Source organism: Desulfosporosinus sp. Tol-M2 (assembly GCF_059735615.1).
Map to the genome: position 1 here is coordinate 1 of NZ_JCAIJG010000132.1, position 17,260 is coordinate 17,260.

Below are 17,260 nucleotides of genomic sequence, written 5' to 3' on the forward strand. Positions count from 1 at the left end.
TTGGACGCAGCACGTTGAGACTGTTGTCTTGATGTCACGAAAAGATAAATAACAGGCCCTAAATGGCCTGATATCAGAGGTTTCCAGACTTTCGGTAATAATCGCCGATAGCTGGAAACCTTTCTTTTTATCTTTCATAAATAGTGTCGGCCTTAGAAGAAGTGTTAGGTTGGGGCTATAGAACTGTTTTTCGCTCTGCGAGTATACAGAACTGCTGTTTTGGCGGAGGGTTGAGGCTATGGAACTGTTGTTATACTTTTAAGGCGGTAGCCCTTGTTGTGGAACTACCGCCTCGTTTTTTATTTTGCAAAATCATCTCTTTTAATATGTTGTTGGATGATTTTCTCCATGCGCTTGACCATGTAGTTTAATGAAGACTGTGGCTTACCAATAATAGTTGCTATGGTTCGTTGCGACTCTCCGTCATATAGCATTTCAAAGATTGGTGCTAACTCAGGCGCCTGGCTGCGTAGCTTTTCGAGAAGGTCTTCAAAGAGCATTGCAGTTAGGATTGCTTCGCATTGATTCGCGTCAGGGTCCTCGAATTCAAGCTCTGTTTCTTCGAAAAATGACTCAAGCGAAAGCGGAGCTCCATCCTTCATTTTTTCGCAGGCCTTACAGTCCAATTCGCAACGTTTAAGTTTACCTTTACCGTCACTAACCGTACAGCGGCGGCTACGTTCTTCACGCTTCATTTCCGCCCACAGGGGTTGCATGAACGCCTCATACTGTTCTTTGGTTGCCGGAACCATGATGGCTGACACAATTTTGTTTCCAATTTTTGCTGGCACCACCTGTGAGCTATCTAAGTTGAAATCTTTGATAGTCTCTTTGGTGACTTCCATTGGGATGAAGTACTTCTGATTGTCTGAATTTGTCATAATATGAGCCCTCCTTCGGCTTTGAAAGCGAAGCGAGAGCTCACATGACGTGCACCAGCCAAAAAAGGCATAGTCGACCGTCCGAATGGGATTACTCCCGCTTCAGAATTGGCGACCAGCTATTCCAGTAGGCTGGCTGCAGTTATTCAGTTGTTCACCCGATAGGTCTGGAATCATCCTTGATCAGGGGATGCCCTATGGGGTGATGAGTCACGGTGTTTTCGAAAATGAAAAATGACTGCGACTAAGCGATTTTGTAGCTAGGTTTAATCACTTAGTTCTCCTTTCCTCTTCCTGCATAGATCGAGTATTACTGTTTGATCAACGAGAGATTGGCGTTTGCCAATTTTTGATTGAAGTATTGAGCTTTATATGGTAAAATGTATCAAAATCTCTTTGATCACTTTTAGTTTATAAAATGGGGTATCTCGAATTTAGATACTTTGGGATACCCTGAGATACTTTGGATACTTTTTGAGGAGGTGCATATCCGCATGTTGTTCACTGAATTAGTACACGCCATCCATCCGCATCTTATGAAGGATGCGGATGTACCTGATTTTATGCGCAATCTGATTCAGATGATGTGCGATATACCTGAAGAAGATTGGTCAACAAAAAAAGACCCCTCGTCAGAACAATCCAACAAGGATGCATCCTTGAGGAAGTTCTATACACAGGGGCCGACAAAAAAACTGGCCAAGGCAATGCTTGGCAGATTAACTAGTGAGAATTTTATTGAATCGATTTATCATGATGATAATTTCAATGAGCGTACCGACGTGGTTCTTGAATCTTTAGCTGAAGACATTCAGCCTTTTGTTGACGATGTAGATAAAGAGAATGTTGGCGAGGTCTTATTCGATCAATTCAAACAGTCCTTGGAATTTATTGTTAATCCAGAATTAGAAAATGATCGTAAAATGGCTTCAGCCAAAACTAGATCGGCAAAAGCCAAAGGATTATATGGGTCAGGATTAGTTGAAGACTGTGGACACGCCTGTTCGATGCCAGGCTGCGGCAGGCATTTACAGGTCGTGGATGATAAGAACCATGCAGTTGATGATTATGAAATAGCAAGTATCAACGCAGGCAAGATGTCGTCATATGATAACTTGATTGCAACATGTCATGATTGCTTCCAGCGCTATGTTTTCAACCATACGAAGTCTGAGGAGAAAGAGCTTCAGATAATTAAAAAGCTACAAAGCGATGCTCGTAGCACACGCCGTACCCTTGACGAGGTAGCCATCGAGAAAGGAATCGCCCAAGTTATTGAGAATCTGAGCAAAGCACAACCCGGTCAGCTTCTCGCACTTAACTATGATGCGGTGAGTGTTACGGAAAAAATTGACGAGGAACTGCATTCTTTCCTTGTGTATGAGGTGACGGGACATGTGGCAAGGTATTTTCTCTTCATCGAAAAAACGATGCAAGACCTGGTGCGACGAAAGCAATTCAGTGATGACCTGCTAAGGGCACAAATAAAAGAATCCTATAGAAAATTAGCGGAGAAAAAGAATAGCCCGGAGATGATATATAGTGCCTTGTCTGAGAGGTTTAGAAGTATCACCAAGCAGGATATCAGATTCTGCTCCATTGTAATTTCTTATTTTATTCAGTCGTGTGAGGTGTTCGATGCTACTACCAAATAAACTTTTTTCATACAACGAGAGTGTGCTATCGAAGCTGCCGCTCATATTACGGGAATTAGATCAACCGAAGACGCCCCACGAGCTTCTAGTGAGCCTTGGTAATACTGCGAAAAGCCCATTGGAACTTTTGGATGCGCTTGACTGTTTATATGCACTTAAGGAAATTGAGTTAAATGATGTGGAAGGGAGGATTGTGCGATGCTTACAGAAATAAGTTGCGAACTATTCAGAGTCAACGGGCTGGCGCGTAAGCCTATCCGCTTCGATAAAGGACTTAATATCATTTTAGGTGGTAAAACGGGCGTGAATTCCATCGGGAAATCTACGATGCTCCTCATTATTGATTTTGCCTTTGGTGGGGATACCTATGCTAAAAGCGATGCCGTCAAACAGCTCGGCAACCACAACATTCATTTCACGTTCGAATTCGATGGAAAACCATACTACTTCATAAGGCATACGGCTACACCTGGCAATATTTTTCAAGTGAATAAGAACAACAACATAGTAGCTACTATTAAGAGTGATGATTATACCAAATGGCTTAGCGAGCATTACCACATGAATTTCGCTGGTGTTCAATTCAGAAACACCATCAGTCGCTTCTTCCGTATATACGGTAAGAACAACTATAACGAGTTACGCCCACTGCAAATGCGTGGCGGTACAGAATCGCAAGAATTAGCAATTCATGTTCTTATTGCACTCTTTAATCAATATGAATCCGTGCTGGCGTTTGAAGAGCAACTAAAGCTGGCTGAAGATAGAATCGCGGCGTTTAGAGAAGCCCGTAAATACCAGTTCATCCCTTCGGCTGTCGACGGTCTAAAAAAATATGAAGACAATATTTCTGTTATCGCTTCGTTAAAACAGGATAAAGCAGAGCTAGAAACTTCTAATAATCAGGCAGTTAACTCTGAAGAGGTAGAAAAAGCTAATCAGGCAAACGCATTAATGATACAGATGCAGGATGCTCGCAGATTGATGAACCAGAAAGAAAACGACTTACACCTTATCAACCTCAATATGAGCCAAGGGATTTATCCGACAGAAGCGGACTTAACGAGTTTGCATGAGCTTTTTCCGGAAGCAAACCTGCAAAAGCTCATTGACATTGAACGTTTTCACAATAAAATACAGACCATTCTTCAAGACGAGTTGGAAGCGGCAAAATCAAGGCTTAAAGAAGAATTGATACCACTAAAGCAGATGGTAGATAGGCTGCAAAAACAGGCAGAAGAAATCCGGCCATCAATGGCATTCAGTCAAGAGTTTCTCTCCGCTTATACCCAACTTGACCGTCGAATTCATAAATTGGAAGATGAAAACGAAGCCTTCGACACTCGTAACACATTGCAGAATGAGAAAAAGGGAGCAAGCGACAGGCTTAAATCACAGATGGTAACGGTACTGAAAATCGTTGAATTAGTTATCAATCGGCATATGAGTGAAATCAGCGATTTTGTCTCACAAGGGAAAGATAATCCGCCGATTCTAGGAATTAAGGAATACAATAGCTACTCCTTTGAAACGCCAAAAGATACTGGAACAGGTACGAATTTCAAAGGAATGCTGATTTATGATCTTAGCATACTCAATAGCACGGCACTACCTGCATTGGCGCACGACTCACTTCTCTTTGCCAACGTTTCGGATGAAACCATCGAGCAAATTCTAGCTCTCTATGCAAGAGAAAAGCAGAAACAAATATTTATTGCCTTCGACAGAGAAGGTAAATATGACGTCGAGACCCAGTCAATAATTAAAGAAAACACCGTGCTGAAATTGGATGCTGATGAACAGGCGCTATTCGGTTGGAAATGGAGCAGAAAGGATGCTGAAAAATGAGAATCCAATATAATAAACTCTGGAAGATACTCATCGACAAAAACATGAAGAAAGTCGACCTCAAAGATACTGCCGAGATCAGTTCAAACTCCATCGCCAAGCTCGGCAAAAACGAACCAGTGAGAATGGATGTGCTGATGAAAATCGCAACAGCACTCGACTGTAAGGTCGAAGATCTATTCGAGACTTTTAACGATGAAGACGACGAGAACGCCAAACAGTGATTCTCTTATTTTGAAAGTGAGGTTACATGAATGAATAAACAGCAACTAGCAACAAAAATATGGGAATCTGCAAATAAGATGCGTTCCAAAATAGAGGCCAATGAATACAAGGATTATATTCTCGGCTTTATCTTTTATAAATTCCTATCGGATAAAGAAGTTCGCTTCATGCAAAGCAAAGGCGCTACAGATGAGGAGATCAAGCACTTAAGTGAAGAAGATACAGAAACTGTCAAGTACATCCAAGGTAATATCGGTTATTTCATCGCCTATAAAGACTTGCTTTCTACTTGGCTTTCAATAGGAAAAGACTTTGATGTTTCCAATGTGCGGGACGCGCTGTCTGCATTTAACCGTCTTATTGATAGTAATTACAAAAAAGTTTTTGACGGAATTTTTGAAACCCTGCAAACAGGTCTGTCCAAACTAGGAGAAAGCTCAGGCTCACAGACGAAAGCCATCAGTGATCTCATACAGTTAATTAAAGACATCCCGATGGACGGCAAACAGGACTATGACGTATTAGGATTTATTTACGAGTATCTTATTTCCAACTTTGCAGCCAATGCAGGCAAGAAAGCCGGTGAATTCTACACCCCGCATGAAGTATCGCTTTTGATGAGTGAAATAGTCGCTGATCATCTGAAGGATCGTAAAGAAATCCAGATCTACGATCCGACAAGTGGTTCAGGGAGCCTGCTAATAAATATTGGACGCAGCGTTGCCAAACACATTGATGATGATGACAACATCAAATACTTCGCCCAAGAGCTTAAACAGAACACCTATAACCTGACCCGTATGAATCTGGTCATGCGTGGCATTTTGCCATCAAACATCACGACGCGCAATGGAGATACCTTAGAGGACGACTGGCCGTATTTTGACGAAAGTGACCCAGTCGGCAGCTATAACCCGCTTTATGTGGATGCGGTTGTTTCCAATCCGCCCTATTCGCAACAATGGGACCCGGAAGGCAAAGACACTGACCCACGTTATGCCCGTTTTGGTCTGGCGCCAAAAGGCAAGGCTGACTATGCTTTTTTATTACATGACCTATATCATGTAAAGCCAAATGGCATCATGACCATCGTTCTTCCGCATGGCGTTTTATTCCGGGGTGGCGAAGAAGGTACTATTCGTAAGAACCTGATCGAGAACAATCATATCGATGTCGTCATTGGATTGCCGGCTAATATCTTTTTCGGCACAGGCATACCAACCATTATCATGGTGCTTAAACAAAAACGTGAGAATACTGACGTGCTGATCATCGACGCATCAAAGGGTTTTACGAAGGTCGGCAAAAATAACATGCTTCAAGCATCGGATATAAAACGAGTCTCCGATACGGTAGCTGATCGTAAAGATGTGTCAAAGTTCGCTCGTGTGGTCAGCCGTGATGAGATTCGAAAGAACGAATACAATCTCAACATACCACGCTATGTGGACTCTTCCGAGGCTCCTGAAAGCTGGGATATTTACGCTTCAATGTTTGGAGGTATACCAAAAAAGGAAATTGAAGAACTTTCTGCTTATTGGCAGGCTTTGCCTGAGCTGAAAACGGATTTGTTTACGAATGACCTTGGTGCACATGTACATATCGTAGATGGCAATCTAAAAGACATTATCAAAAACCATCCGAGCGTAGTCTCTTTCAAGGAACACTACGCGAGGGCTTTCGAAGGTTTTGATGCCGAGCTGTACAGTGATCTTGTAGAGGGAATGCAAACTTTGAATATCTCCAAAGAAGAAACAAAGCTTAGCGATGAAATTTTTAATCGTTTAGCAACTGTGCCGCTGGTGGATGAATACAATGCCTATCAGCTCCTTAATGATGAGTGGGTCAAGATAGCCGTTGACTTAGAAATGGTTCAAACAGAAGGTTTCGGAGCTACCAAACAAGTTGACCCTAATATGGTTATAAAGAAAAAGAATGGAAATGATGTTGAAGTTCAAGAAGGTTGGCTAGGCAGAATCATCCCATTTGACCTAGTGCAAGAAACACTGCTTAATGAGGAAACAGCAGCCCTAAAAGAAAAAGAAGAGCGCCTCACGCAGGTTATTGCCGAGCAACAAGAAGTCCTTGATTCACTGACGGAAGAAGAAAAGGAAGACTTGACGGTTGTTTTGAATGATGATAACACCGCATTTCTAGCAAGCCCGTTGACTAAAATGGCTAAAGATCTGCTCAAGGGGCACAATGCTGCAGACTACGCCGAAGACAGCCCAGAAGGTAAGATCATCACTGTGATGTACTTGCTCGATGAAGAAAAGGAACTTAAGAAAGCCATTAAGACTGATTCAGCAAAATTGCACTTACTCACAAAAGAAACCATTGAAAACCTGGTAGACGAACAAGTCTACTCTTTGCTGGAGTTAAAATGGATCGCTCCTCTGATAGTAGAATTACGACAGATGCCTGAAGTTATCCTCGACAAACTCGCAGCCAAGGTGCAGGCCCTTGCGGATAAATACGCTATTACCTTCGCCGATGTGGAAGAAAAAATCGAGGAGACAGAAGCAACGCTCTCATCCATGATTGAACAGCTCACCGGTAGGGATGTGGATATTAAGGGTCTGACTGAACTGAAAACCCTGTTGGGAGGTGAGTAAAATGCCTGAAAAAGCAAAAGTACCTGCGATTAGGTTCAAAGGCTTCACCGACGCTTGGGAACAGCGTAAGTTCTCTGAAACCTTTATTTATTTACAAAACAATTCGCTTTCAAGAGCAGATTTAAACTATGAGCAAGGCTTAGTAAAAAATGTTCATTATGGTGACGTCCTAATAAAGTTTGGCGAAATATTGGATGTAGAAAAAGCGGAAATACCGTTTGTTTCCAATAATGAATTTACTGTTAGTAGCACATCATTATTGCAAAATGGAGATGTCATAATTGCTGATGCTGCAGAAGATGAAACTGTCGGGAAATGCAGTGAAATCAAAGGCATAGATGGTATTAGTATTGTATCAGGATTACATACGATTCCATGTAGACCTAACAAGACATTTGCATCAGGTTATCTAGGATATTATTTGAATTCAAGGGCTTATCATGATCAGTTATTACCCTTGATACAAGGTACAAAAATTTCATCTATTTCAAAATCAGCACTACAGAACACTGACATATTTTACCCGGATTCAGAACAGGAACAGCTACAAATTGGACAGATTTTTCAAAGCCTTGACAACCTTATCACCCTTCATCAGCGTAAGCTTTTGAAACTAAAAAATGTTAAAAAAGCTATGCTTGAAAAAATGTTTCCAAAAAACGGAAGTAACGTTCCTGAAATTCGATTCGCCGGATTTACTGAAGCTTGGGAACAGCGTAAGGTTGGCGAACTTCTTGTCGAGCGCAACGAACAAGCTCCTATGAACGATGAATATCCACTTATGGCTTTTATTGCAAATGAGGGTGTTGTTCCCAAAGGAGAACGATATGATAGAAGTTCACTGGTATCTGACACAGAAAACAAACCATATAAAAGAACAGAAATTGGTGATTTCATTTATAGCTCCAATAATCTTGAAACAGGCTCAATAGGATTAAACAAGTACGGTAAAGCCTCAATTTCGCCTGTTTACAGTATTTTTCAACCAACAGGAATAGCTGACTCTGATTTCTTAGGTCGTCGGTTGGTTAGAAAAGATTTTATAAATGCAATGGTTAAATGGCGTCAAGGAGTAATTTACGGACAATGGAGAATTCACGAATCGGATTTCCTTAAAATTGAAATTCCTGTTCCGTCTGTTGAAGAACAAAGAAAAATTGGGACAGTTCTTGATTCGTTGGACAACCTTATCACCCTTCATCAGCGTAAGTATGAAAAATTGCAGAATCTCAAAAAAGCTTGTCTTGAGAAGATGTTTGTATAAAAAAGGAGCGTGAACTTGTGATATTTAAAACTGAAGCAGAATTTGAAGTAGCCATGATTGCGGCCTTACAAAATAAAGGCTGGGAAAATCACGTTCTCAAATATCCGACAGAAGATACTTTGCTGAAGAACTGGGCGGATATTCTGTTCGAAAATAATCGCGGTATAGATCGGTTAAATGATGCACCTTTGACGGATACGGAGATGCAGCAGATTCTAGAGCAAGTTTTGGCTCTTCGTACTCCTTTAAAGCTCAATGGCTTTATTAACGGTAAGACGGTCTCAATTACTCGTGATAATCCGGATGATCCTTTCCATCTTGGGAAAGAAGTGAGTCTCAAGATTTATGACCGCCGCGAAATAGCTGCTGGGCAGAGTCGATATCAAATAGCCCAGCAACCAAGATATAAATCTAAATCAAAAATTCTTAATGACCGTCGCGGCGATTTGATGCTACTCATTAACGGAATGCCGGTGTTTCATTTGGAACTGAAAAAGAGTGGTATTCCTGTGAGTCAGGCTCATTACCAGATTGAGAAGTACTCCGATGAGGGTATCTTCACAGGAATCTTTTCTTTGGTGCAGATATTTGTGGCGATGCAGCCGGATGAAACGGTGTATTTTGCTAACCCCGGTCCTGATGGAGTCTTTAATAAGGACTTTTATTTCCATTGGGCTGATTTCAATAACGAGCCCATCAACAAATGGAGAGATATTGCGACCTATCTTTTGTCAATTCCTATGGCTCATCAGATGATCGGTTTTTATACGGTTGCTGATGATTCGGATAGCGTACTTAAGGTCATGCGCAGTTATCAGTATTTTGCGGCAAACGCAATCTCTGACCGTGTGTCTAAGATTGACTGGACCGATAAGCAGCTGCTTGGGGGCTATATTTGGCACACAACAGGCTCTGGTAAAACGATGACGAGCTTTAAGTCTGCCCAGCTCATAGCTAATTCGAAGGATGCCGATAAAGTTATCTTCCTCATGGACAGGATCGAGCTTGGTACGCAGTCACTTCGAGAGTATCGCGCGTTTGCGGAAGATAACGAAGAGGTACAGGCGACTGAGGACACCCATGCTCTCATCACGAAGTTAAAAAGCAAGAATCCTGCCGATACACTGATTGTCACATCCATTCAAAAGATGAGCAATATAAAGGATGAAGAAGGTGGATTGAATGCTGCTGATATTGAGGCAATGAACTCCAAGCGGGTCGTTTTCATCGTGGATGAAGCACACCGCTCTACGTTTGGTGATATGTTGATCACCGTTAAACAGACCTTCCCTGGTGCCGTCTTTTTTGGATTTACTGGCACACCTATCCAGAAGGAAAACCAGAAAAAGCTGAATACGACTTCGACCGTCTTTGGCGATGAGCTACACCGCTATAGCATTGCTGATGGTATTCGTGACGGGAATGTGCTTGGCTTCGACCCGTATAGGGTTCTGACATATAGGGACATTGATCTGCGAAAAGCGGTGTCACTGAAGATGGCTAATGCTGCTACGGAAGAAGTAGCGATTAAAGACCCGGAGAAAGCAAGAAAATATTACTACTACATGGATACTGTCAAAGTGAAAATGGCCGGATACCGTGAAAAGAGTGGCAAATACGTCAAAGGGATTGAAGATTATCTGCCGAGAGAACAGTATGAGCGTGCCGAACACCAGAAAATGGTTATACAGGACATTTTGGATAACTGGCTGCGATTAAGCCATGCCTCGAAGTTTCATGCGATTTTTGCTACGAGTAGTATTCCGGAAGCCATAGAGTATTACAGGCTCTTTAGAGACTCAAAACCTGATTTAAAAATTACTGCACTGTTTGATCCAAATATCGACAATAACGGTGGTGTGAAGTTCAAGGAAGATGGCCTTGTTGAGATTCTGGAAGATTACAATGCAAGGTATGAGCAGGACTTTACTTTAGCAACTCACGGGAAATTCAAAAAGGATATTGCAGCACGCCTGGCACACAAAAAGCCTTATGAGCGTATCGAACGGAACCCCGAAAAACAAATTGACCTATTGATTGTTGTTGATCAGATGCTCACCGGCTTTGATTCCAAATGGGTGAACACCCTTTATATGGACAAGGTTCTCAAATACGAGAACATCATTCAGGCGTTTTCTCGTACTAACCGTCTGTTTGGACCGGATAAGCCTTTTGGAACGATTCGCTACTATCGGTATCCAAACACTATGGAAAGAAATATAAACAATGCGGTAGCTCTATACTCAGGCAATAGACCACTTGGATTGTTTGTGGAACATCTGGACTACAATCTGGAGAAGATGAATCAAATCTTCGCAGATATTTCACTTCTGTTTACTGCAGCTGGCATCTCGGACTTTTCTCGCCTGCCAGACGATTTAGACGAGTGCGGCAGGTTTGCCAAGCTGTTCAGTAGCCTTAATGATTATCTGGAAGCAGCAAAGATTCAAGGGTTCACTTGGAAGAATCGAATCTATACTTTTAAGAATCCGAAAAAAGTCATGGAAATGATATTCGACGAGAACACCTATCTGATCTTAGCTTTGCGTTACAAAGAGCTATTTACAGCAGCAGGTGACGGAGGCAGTGATGACATCCCATTTGATATTGATGGGCATCTGGTAGCTATCGACACTGGCAGAATTGATACTAATTACATGAACTCGCGTTTTGAGAAATATCTTAAAGTGTTGCGTCAAGATGGTGTTGACCAAGATCTGCTTCAGGCAACTCTGGACGAACTACATAAATCTTTTGCGACCCTTACCCAAGAAGAACAGAAATATGCAAACATCTTTATCCATGATGTGCAAAGTGGAAATGCTGAAATCGAGGACGGCAAGCCCTTTAGAGACTACATCACGGAATACCAGTTCCGCGCCAAAAACGAGCAAGTCCGCCAGTTAGCTAATGCTCTGGGGGTTGATATTCCAAAGCTGGAAAACCTTATGAATGCCGGTATTACTGAAGCGAGCATCAATGAATACGGAAGATTCGATGACCTGAAGAAAACAGTGGTCAGGGAGAAAGCCGCGGAATATTTTGTATCGACGGAGGGCACAAAAGTCCCAGCCTTCCGGCTGAGCATCAAAATCGAAAAGCTACTCAAAGACTTTATCCTCAGCGGTGGCTTTGATATTAATGAAGGTGAAAACAAATAACTATAGACAAGATTTTCTGGGATGAGATAGAGTCAAACAGGTTTTTGAATTTTGTGGTTTGATGCTTTCGCTGATGTAAGAGTGTTAGGAGGTAACCAGATGGCAGTGCGCGGTAAAAGTGTAAATTTATTTTTAATGGATGGTGAGCCAAGCGGTCGCATGAAGTGTACTTTGAGTAACTGGACAGGTATTGCTTACAAGATTCCTAGGACGGCTTTAGACAAATGCAAGGACATGGATATCTTGAAGCAAAGCGGTGTTTATTTTCTATTTGGTACCGACAAGGATGACAATCCTGTTGTTTATATTGGCCAGGCTGGTATTCGAAAGAACGGAAAGGGCCTTCTGCTTCGCGTACAGGAACCACACACCACTATTGAATATTGGACAGAGGTCGTCATGTTTACAACGACGAATAATTCTTTCGGCCCTACGGAGATAAGCTATCTTGAAAACCGGTTCCGCAATATGGCAGTAGAAGCAAAGCGCTATTCTGTGAAAAATGGAAATGATCCAAATCCAGGAAACCTCACCGAGGAAAAAGAATGTGAGCTCGAAGAATTTATTGATTATGTAAAAATCGTAATGGGTACTCTTGGTCATAAAGTGTTTGAGCCAATCGTAACAGCCTCGAGCGATGAAGAAATTTTATATGCTACCCGCAATATAGCTAAAGCTTCTGGAAAACGAGTCAGCGATGGCTTTGTCGTTCTAAAAGGAAGCTCGATTTCAGAGCAGACAACAAAAAGCTGCCCGGATTATATACTGCAGGCACGCAAAAAGAACGCAGATAAAATCATGGACAATGTTCTCACAGAAGATATTCTCTTTTCTTCTCCGTCCGGTGCCGCGGCATTTGTTTGTGGATGTAGCGCAAACGGAAACTTAGAGTGGAAGAACATCAAGGGAGTTTCGCTTAAAGAAATTGAAGCTGACAAATAATTGTATACTGTGTAAAGCCTCTGAAGGATGAGAAATATTTTGTATCGACGGAGGGCACAAGATTCCCAGCCTTCCGACTGAGCATCAAAAACGAAAAATCACTCAAAGAATTTATCCTCAGCGGCGGATTTGATATCAACGAGTTTGAAAATAAATAACTTTATTCTAAAAAATCTGGTATGAGAAAGAGTCAAAGGGTGTTGGCTCTTTTTGTTTTTCGCGGCTTACGCTGATGAAGGGTGATAAGGTTGTCGAGCTGTCTAAAATAGCTAGATATCATTTTCTGTTCATCAAACTTGGGATAAAATAGTTCAATCTGCTCCAAGTCAGAGTTATGAAGATGTACAATGGATTTTCCCTGAGCCATTTTCGCCATATCTCTATGAGGCGTTCCGAAAGATATGCTGATTGCTAAAAATGTAGGATCAATACTCTTCGTTGGTGTGATCACATTGAGGTCACCACCAAGCATAATCCCTGATTTTTCAACGACTGAGGCGATTGATATATCTTCAGCTGTTTCGCCAGAAGCGGGTACTATGACCTCTCCCCCTCGACTAAATAATGAACTATGTTTTGGGTCTGCGAAGGTATCCACATTTGAGATTACAGTCTCATACTTCGTATAAAGTCTGCCATACAAAATAATGGGAGTTCCTTCCTCTTTCAAATCTGCTTTAGAATACCCGGAACCTTTGGAGAAGTGGACTAGTTCCTTTAACTTACGCTGTTCCCAAGTGTTAGTGGTTCAAATACATTAACAGGAAAATTCTCAAATCAATAACACTAGTCCCTCTTGGGAACAGCGTAAGTTGGGTGAATGTTTTAATGAGAGACAGGAGCGCTCGGCTATCGGTGACATGATTTCCGTTACAATCAACTCTGGAATTAAGAGGTTTGAGGATTTAGGAAGGCATGATAATTCCAGCGAAGATAAGTCTCATTATAAAAAGGTTGAAGTTGGTGACATCGCTTACAACTCAATGAGAATGTGGCAAGGAGCAAGCGGATATTCCCCATACAGTGGCATTTTAAGCCCTGCTTACACAGTTGTTGTTCCTAATGAAGGTGTCGATTCTTTGTTCTTTTCTTTTATGTTTAAGAAGCCTGAAATGATACATACATTTCAATTAAGATCACAAGGAATAACATCAGACACCTGGAATATGAAGTATCCTGCCTTTAGCGAAATAGAAATTAGGATGCCTGAAAAGTCAGAGCAAGTTCGAATATCTAAATATTTTGCTCACATAGACAACCTTATCACCCTTCATCAGCGTAAGCCATTTTTGCAAAGAAGGAGGTAATTAATATGCCAAAAGAAATTAATAACGCGGAGTTGTTCTGTGATTACTATGCAAAATGGATCGATGTATACAAAAAAGGTGCAATCAGAGGAGTGACTATGGATAAATACTTGATGACGTACAAATGGCTGGTCAGGCTTGTTCCTGATTTGCGAACGGAGGAGTTGGATCGGATTCTATATCAGCAATTACTCAATGAGTATGCCGAGCACCATGAAAGGCAGACGGTAATGGATTTTCATCATCAGCTTAAGGGTGCAATTCTTGATGCTGTAGATGAAGGCCTCATCTACCGTGACCCCACACGCAAAGCCATAATTAAAGGTAAGCCACCACAAATCAAGAAAATGAAATATCTGAATCAGTTTCAACTTCAAACTTTGATTTCATATCTGGATCTAAAAGAAAAGGTCAATTGGGATTACTTCATATTGCTGGCAGCAAAGACTGGTATGAGGTTCTCGGAAACACTTGCGTTAACGCCTTCCGATTTCGATTTTAAAAATCAATTGGTGTCTATCAGCAAGACTTGGGACTATAAAGGGAATGGAGGGTTTTTGCCAACAAAGAATAGATCTTCGGTACGCAAAATACAGATTGATTGGCAAACCGTGATTCGATTTTCAGAGTTGACAAAAGAATTACCACAAGACAAACCCATATTCGTGGATGGTAAGGTGTACAATTCAACCGTCAACGATAAGCTAGGACGTTTAAGTAAGCAGTGTAAAATACCTGTGATATCCATTCATGGACTGAGACATACGCACGCATCACTTATGTTGTATACGGGTGTATCGACTGCCAGCGTGGCAAGAAGACTAGGACATTCAAGCATTAACACAACGCAAAAGACGTACTTACATATCATCCAAGAACTCGAAAATAAGGATGTGGACTTGGTAATGCGATTGCTTGCAGGACTTTCATAAAAGATTAAAAGTGGATTACGCTGATTGAGGGATGGCAAATAGCCATCTTTTTTTATTTTTTTGTCTGAAATTGCAATACATCAACCTTCAATTCTTACTAAACGTTTTATTACTCCTCTGACATCCTTAAAAAAGCGGCTGGGAAACTATATCTAGAACGCAAAAGAAGACGGTGCTGATGTAAAATTCAGTACCGTCTTCTTTTTTAATCTTTCTTATAAAACATCGTTTCATAACCGTCGGCTCTAAGTGCCAATCCTTTGATCCAAGGTGGTGTCCTTCCCATCTGCTCACAAACGGTTTCAAGGGAAACTCCCATGCTGGACTCAATAATTATTTCGTCGTGAACATGACCACAAATAAAGCAATGGCGGAGTGTATTCATAGCGTAGGCCAGGATATCTCGGCTGATTGCCTGCACAATATTTTCCGTAAATTTCGGACCATAACTTACGATGCGTTCCCACTTTTTCGTGTTGCCGGTGCCTTCGTAGGTAACAGACTCACCACCAAACTGGTTTGGTTCAATCTTAGGCTTTACATAGGAAAGCCTCCTGCCAGAAGGAAGCTCAATGAACAGCATTCCTTTTTGGTAGTAGAATTTAATGCCATGCGTTTTAGTATGCGTTCGTAAGCGAACGGCCTCTTTAACCGTTCTGTCGATATCCCACCAAAGCTTCGTGATGTTGGGGTTTGAAGCTCTCCAAGAATCAACCAGTGGCTGCAGTTCATCTTCGGTAAGGCCCATTTCCAGCGCACCCATAGCCTTGAGGGCTCCAGTGCTGCCGCCATATCCAAGTGCCAATTCTGCGATTTTACCTTTTTGGCGGAGATGGCTGTTTACACCATGCTTCTCAACCGGTACATGGAACATAGAAGAAGCAGAAGCGCAGTAGATATCACCATTGTTTTCAAATACATCTAATCTCCATTGCTCTCCGGCTAAAAAGGATAGAACCCTAGCTTCGATAGCACTGAAGTCGCACACAATAAATTTGTGTCCTGGCTTAGGAATAAAAGCGGTGCGGATAAGCTGAGAGAGGGTATCCGGCACATCATCATAAAGAAGTTTTACAGCATCATAATCTCCTAGCTTAACAAGGGACCGTGCATCTTCCAAATCAGGGAGATGGTTCTGAGGAAGGTTCTGCAATTGTATATGCCTACCTGCCCAACGCCCAGAGCGTGATGCGCCATAATATTGGAACATACCGCGAGCCCGGCCATCTGCGCAGACTGTGTTCTGCATAGCCTGGTATTTTTTTATGCTGCTTTTTGCAAGCTGCTGGCGCAGTAGAAGCACATCACGTTGATCCTCCGGTACCGTCTTAATAAGGGCTGCGACATTCTTTTTGCCAAGGGACTCGGTCTCTATTCCGCTATCCGAAAGCCACTGTTTTACCTGCATAACGCTGTTTGGATTATCAAGGTTGGTCAGTTCTTTCATGGCGGCAGTGAGTTCTTCTTTGGATTTCTCATCGATGATGATGGCATTTTTAACGACGCCCATATCAAGCAGAATACCTCTGTCGTTAATCTCCTGATCCAAATGGTATTCATCCCAAATAAACTCAGGTACCGGATAGCTTTCTAAGCGCTTCTTCAGTGCCTGTTCCACTTCGACATCTCGGATATTGTATTTCTTAAATAAGGACCATTTGGCGATATCGTGTTCAGGCAAATTTCGCGTACGGCCACCATTGACGTTGGTAGGCTTACATGGAACACAGAAGTAGCGAATGAGGTCTTTACCTTCTTTTAGCTTTTGTTCACCGAGTTTCAGAACGGTACCTACACCATCAAGCGAAAACGGTAAGCCCATATAGGCAGACCATATCATGCTGCAGCGCCACGAAGAGGGATCAAGATACGCTCCAACAGTGTCCTCCGGTATGCTGTAGCTGCAAAACTTATCTGGGTGGTGCCTGCGAAGCCAATAAGATAAACAGATCCGCTCGAAGGAAGCGTTAAAGGCCCATTTTGTTATGGCATCGTCGGTTAGTGCGTTCACGATCTCTTCCGGTATTTTCTCGCCTAAAGCTAAATCAATAACGTGGACCTTGCCGCCATTCACTGCGTAGCCAAACAAGAGCACTTCAAAGTGCGGAGATTCAGCATAGCGATAAACACCGCACTTGTTAAGGTCCACATCTGAGTAGGTTTCGAGGTCAAGTGACAGTGCTTTTATATCTTCCATAAGATCCTCCTTTCAAAAAAATAAGGGCGGCAGCAGAAGTGCCACCGCCCAAGCGATTAAAACTTATCGAGTGGATCAAAGTTCTTCGCTTTTTTGCGTTTCTTGATTACGTTCGTAATTTCACTTACGACCCAGAAAAGGGCTCCGACGATAAATATGCCATACAACGTAATCAGTTCAATAACAAGAATAGTTTCCATTTGATTTACCTCATTTCTTTGTTTGTCTAGGGT

At 42.0% G+C, this 17,260-nt stretch carries 13 protein-coding genes and 1 pseudogene; 10 read left to right on the top strand and 4 right to left on the bottom strand.

The window, feature by feature from the left end; genetic code table 11:
• Positions 1-299: 299 nt before the first annotated feature.
• The gene (locus AC6I5A_RS10630; protein WP_052168026.1) at positions 300-881 is read right to left on the bottom strand and encodes a hypothetical protein; all 582 of its coding nucleotides are present in this window, start codon (positions 879-881) and stop codon (positions 300-302) included.
• Positions 882-1,375: 494 nt separating this feature from the next.
• Between AC6I5A_RS10630 and AC6I5A_RS10635 the strand changes: the two genes are divergently transcribed.
• The 8 genes from AC6I5A_RS10635 to AC6I5A_RS10670 all read left to right on the top strand — a co-directional run bounded on the left by AC6I5A_RS10635 (position 1,376) and on the right by AC6I5A_RS10670 (position 12,591).
• The gene (locus tag AC6I5A_RS10635; protein WP_034615512.1) at positions 1,376-2,536 is read left to right on the top strand and encodes an ABC-three component system protein; all 1,161 of its coding nucleotides are present in this window, start codon (positions 1,376-1,378) and stop codon (positions 2,534-2,536) included.
• The gene (locus AC6I5A_RS10640) at positions 2,520-2,750 is read left to right on the top strand and encodes an ABC-three component system middle component 7 (RefSeq protein ID WP_034615513.1); all 231 of its coding nucleotides are present in this window, start codon (positions 2,520-2,522) and stop codon (positions 2,748-2,750) included. Before AC6I5A_RS10635 ends, AC6I5A_RS10640 begins: the two co-directional genes overlap by 17 nt.
• A complete protein-coding gene (locus tag AC6I5A_RS10645) occupies positions 2,735-4,384 on the top strand; it encodes a DUF2326 domain-containing protein (protein WP_034615514.1) in 1,650 nt (549 codons plus the stop codon). The genes AC6I5A_RS10640 and AC6I5A_RS10645 overlap by 16 nt, the downstream gene beginning before the upstream one ends.
• Entirely contained in the window at positions 4,381-4,608 is a 228-nt protein-coding gene (locus AC6I5A_RS10650) for a helix-turn-helix domain-containing protein (RefSeq protein WP_034615515.1), read from the top strand. The genes AC6I5A_RS10645 and AC6I5A_RS10650 overlap by 4 nt, the downstream gene beginning before the upstream one ends.
• A gap of 30 nt (positions 4,609-4,638) precedes the next feature.
• Positions 4,639-7,224, top strand: a complete 2,586-nt coding sequence (locus tag AC6I5A_RS10655) for a type I restriction-modification system subunit M (RefSeq protein WP_034615516.1) — start codon at positions 4,639-4,641, stop codon at positions 7,222-7,224.
• Position 7,225: 1 nt separating this feature from the next.
• Entirely contained in the window at positions 7,226-8,488 is a 1,263-nt protein-coding gene (locus AC6I5A_RS10660) for a restriction endonuclease subunit S (protein WP_034615517.1), read from the top strand.
• 17 nt (positions 8,489-8,505) lie between these two features.
• Positions 8,506-11,649 (top strand): type I restriction endonuclease subunit R, encoded by a 3,144-nt coding sequence (locus AC6I5A_RS10665; RefSeq protein ID WP_034615518.1) that lies wholly within the window; start codon positions 8,506-8,508, stop codon positions 11,647-11,649.
• 99 nt (positions 11,650-11,748) lie between these two features.
• Complete coding sequence (locus AC6I5A_RS10670) at positions 11,749-12,591, top strand: GIY-YIG nuclease family protein (protein ID WP_034615521.1); 843 nt, start codon at positions 11,749-11,751, stop codon at positions 12,589-12,591.
• Between the two features lie 190 nt (positions 12,592-12,781).
• On the opposite strand, the pseudogene AC6I5A_RS10675 reads toward AC6I5A_RS10670, so the two are convergent.
• Positions 12,782-13,318, bottom strand: a pseudogene (locus tag AC6I5A_RS10675) (restriction endonuclease subunit S); the annotation flags it as partial.
• 49 nt (positions 13,319-13,367) lie between these two features.
• Here AC6I5A_RS10675 and AC6I5A_RS10680 point away from each other — a divergent pair.
• Positions 13,368-13,898 (top strand): restriction endonuclease subunit S, encoded by a 531-nt coding sequence (locus AC6I5A_RS10680; protein WP_497900669.1) that lies wholly within the window; start codon positions 13,368-13,370, stop codon positions 13,896-13,898.
• A 5-nt stretch (positions 13,899-13,903) separates the two neighbouring features.
• Positions 13,904-14,830, top strand: coding sequence for a site-specific integrase (locus tag AC6I5A_RS10685; protein WP_034615524.1), 927 nt, complete (start codon positions 13,904-13,906; stop codon positions 14,828-14,830).
• Positions 14,831-15,035: 205 nt separating this feature from the next.
• Here AC6I5A_RS10685 and AC6I5A_RS10690 read toward each other — a convergent pair whose 3' ends face one another.
• Positions 15,036-17,018: a DNA polymerase gene (locus tag AC6I5A_RS10690; protein WP_497900670.1), complete on the bottom strand. Its 1,983-nt coding sequence runs from the start codon at positions 17,016-17,018 to the stop codon at positions 15,036-15,038.
• 65 nt (positions 17,019-17,083) lie between these two features.
• Complete coding sequence (locus AC6I5A_RS10695; RefSeq protein ID WP_497900666.1) at positions 17,084-17,227, bottom strand: hypothetical protein; 144 nt, start codon at positions 17,225-17,227, stop codon at positions 17,084-17,086.
• Positions 17,228-17,260: the final 33 nt, after the last annotated feature.

Excerpts from the sequence above, each read along its gene's own strand:
- AC6I5A_RS10630 (WP_052168026.1), bottom strand. The coding sequence starts at position 881 with ATGACAAATTCAGACAATCAGAAGTACTTCATCCCAATGGAAGTCACC.
- AC6I5A_RS10635 (WP_034615512.1), top strand. The coding sequence starts at position 1,376 with ATGTTGTTCACTGAATTAGTACACGCCATCCATCCGCATCTTATGAAG.
- AC6I5A_RS10640 (WP_034615513.1), top strand. The coding sequence starts at position 2,520 with ATGCTACTACCAAATAAACTTTTTTCATACAACGAGAGTGTGCTATCG.
- AC6I5A_RS10645 (WP_034615514.1), top strand. The coding sequence starts at position 2,735 with ATGCTTACAGAAATAAGTTGCGAACTATTCAGAGTCAACGGGCTGGCG.
- AC6I5A_RS10650 (WP_034615515.1), top strand. The coding sequence starts at position 4,381 with ATGAGAATCCAATATAATAAACTCTGGAAGATACTCATCGACAAAAAC.
- AC6I5A_RS10655 (WP_034615516.1), top strand. The coding sequence starts at position 4,639 with ATGAATAAACAGCAACTAGCAACAAAAATATGGGAATCTGCAAATAAG.
- AC6I5A_RS10660 (WP_034615517.1), top strand. The coding sequence starts at position 7,226 with ATGCCTGAAAAAGCAAAAGTACCTGCGATTAGGTTCAAAGGCTTCACC.
- AC6I5A_RS10670 (WP_034615521.1), top strand. The coding sequence starts at position 11,749 with ATGGCAGTGCGCGGTAAAAGTGTAAATTTATTTTTAATGGATGGTGAG.
- AC6I5A_RS10685 (WP_034615524.1), top strand. The coding sequence starts at position 13,904 with ATGCCAAAAGAAATTAATAACGCGGAGTTGTTCTGTGATTACTATGCA.
- AC6I5A_RS10695 (WP_497900666.1), bottom strand. The coding sequence starts at position 17,227 with ATGGAAACTATTCTTGTTATTGAACTGATTACGTTGTATGGCATATTT.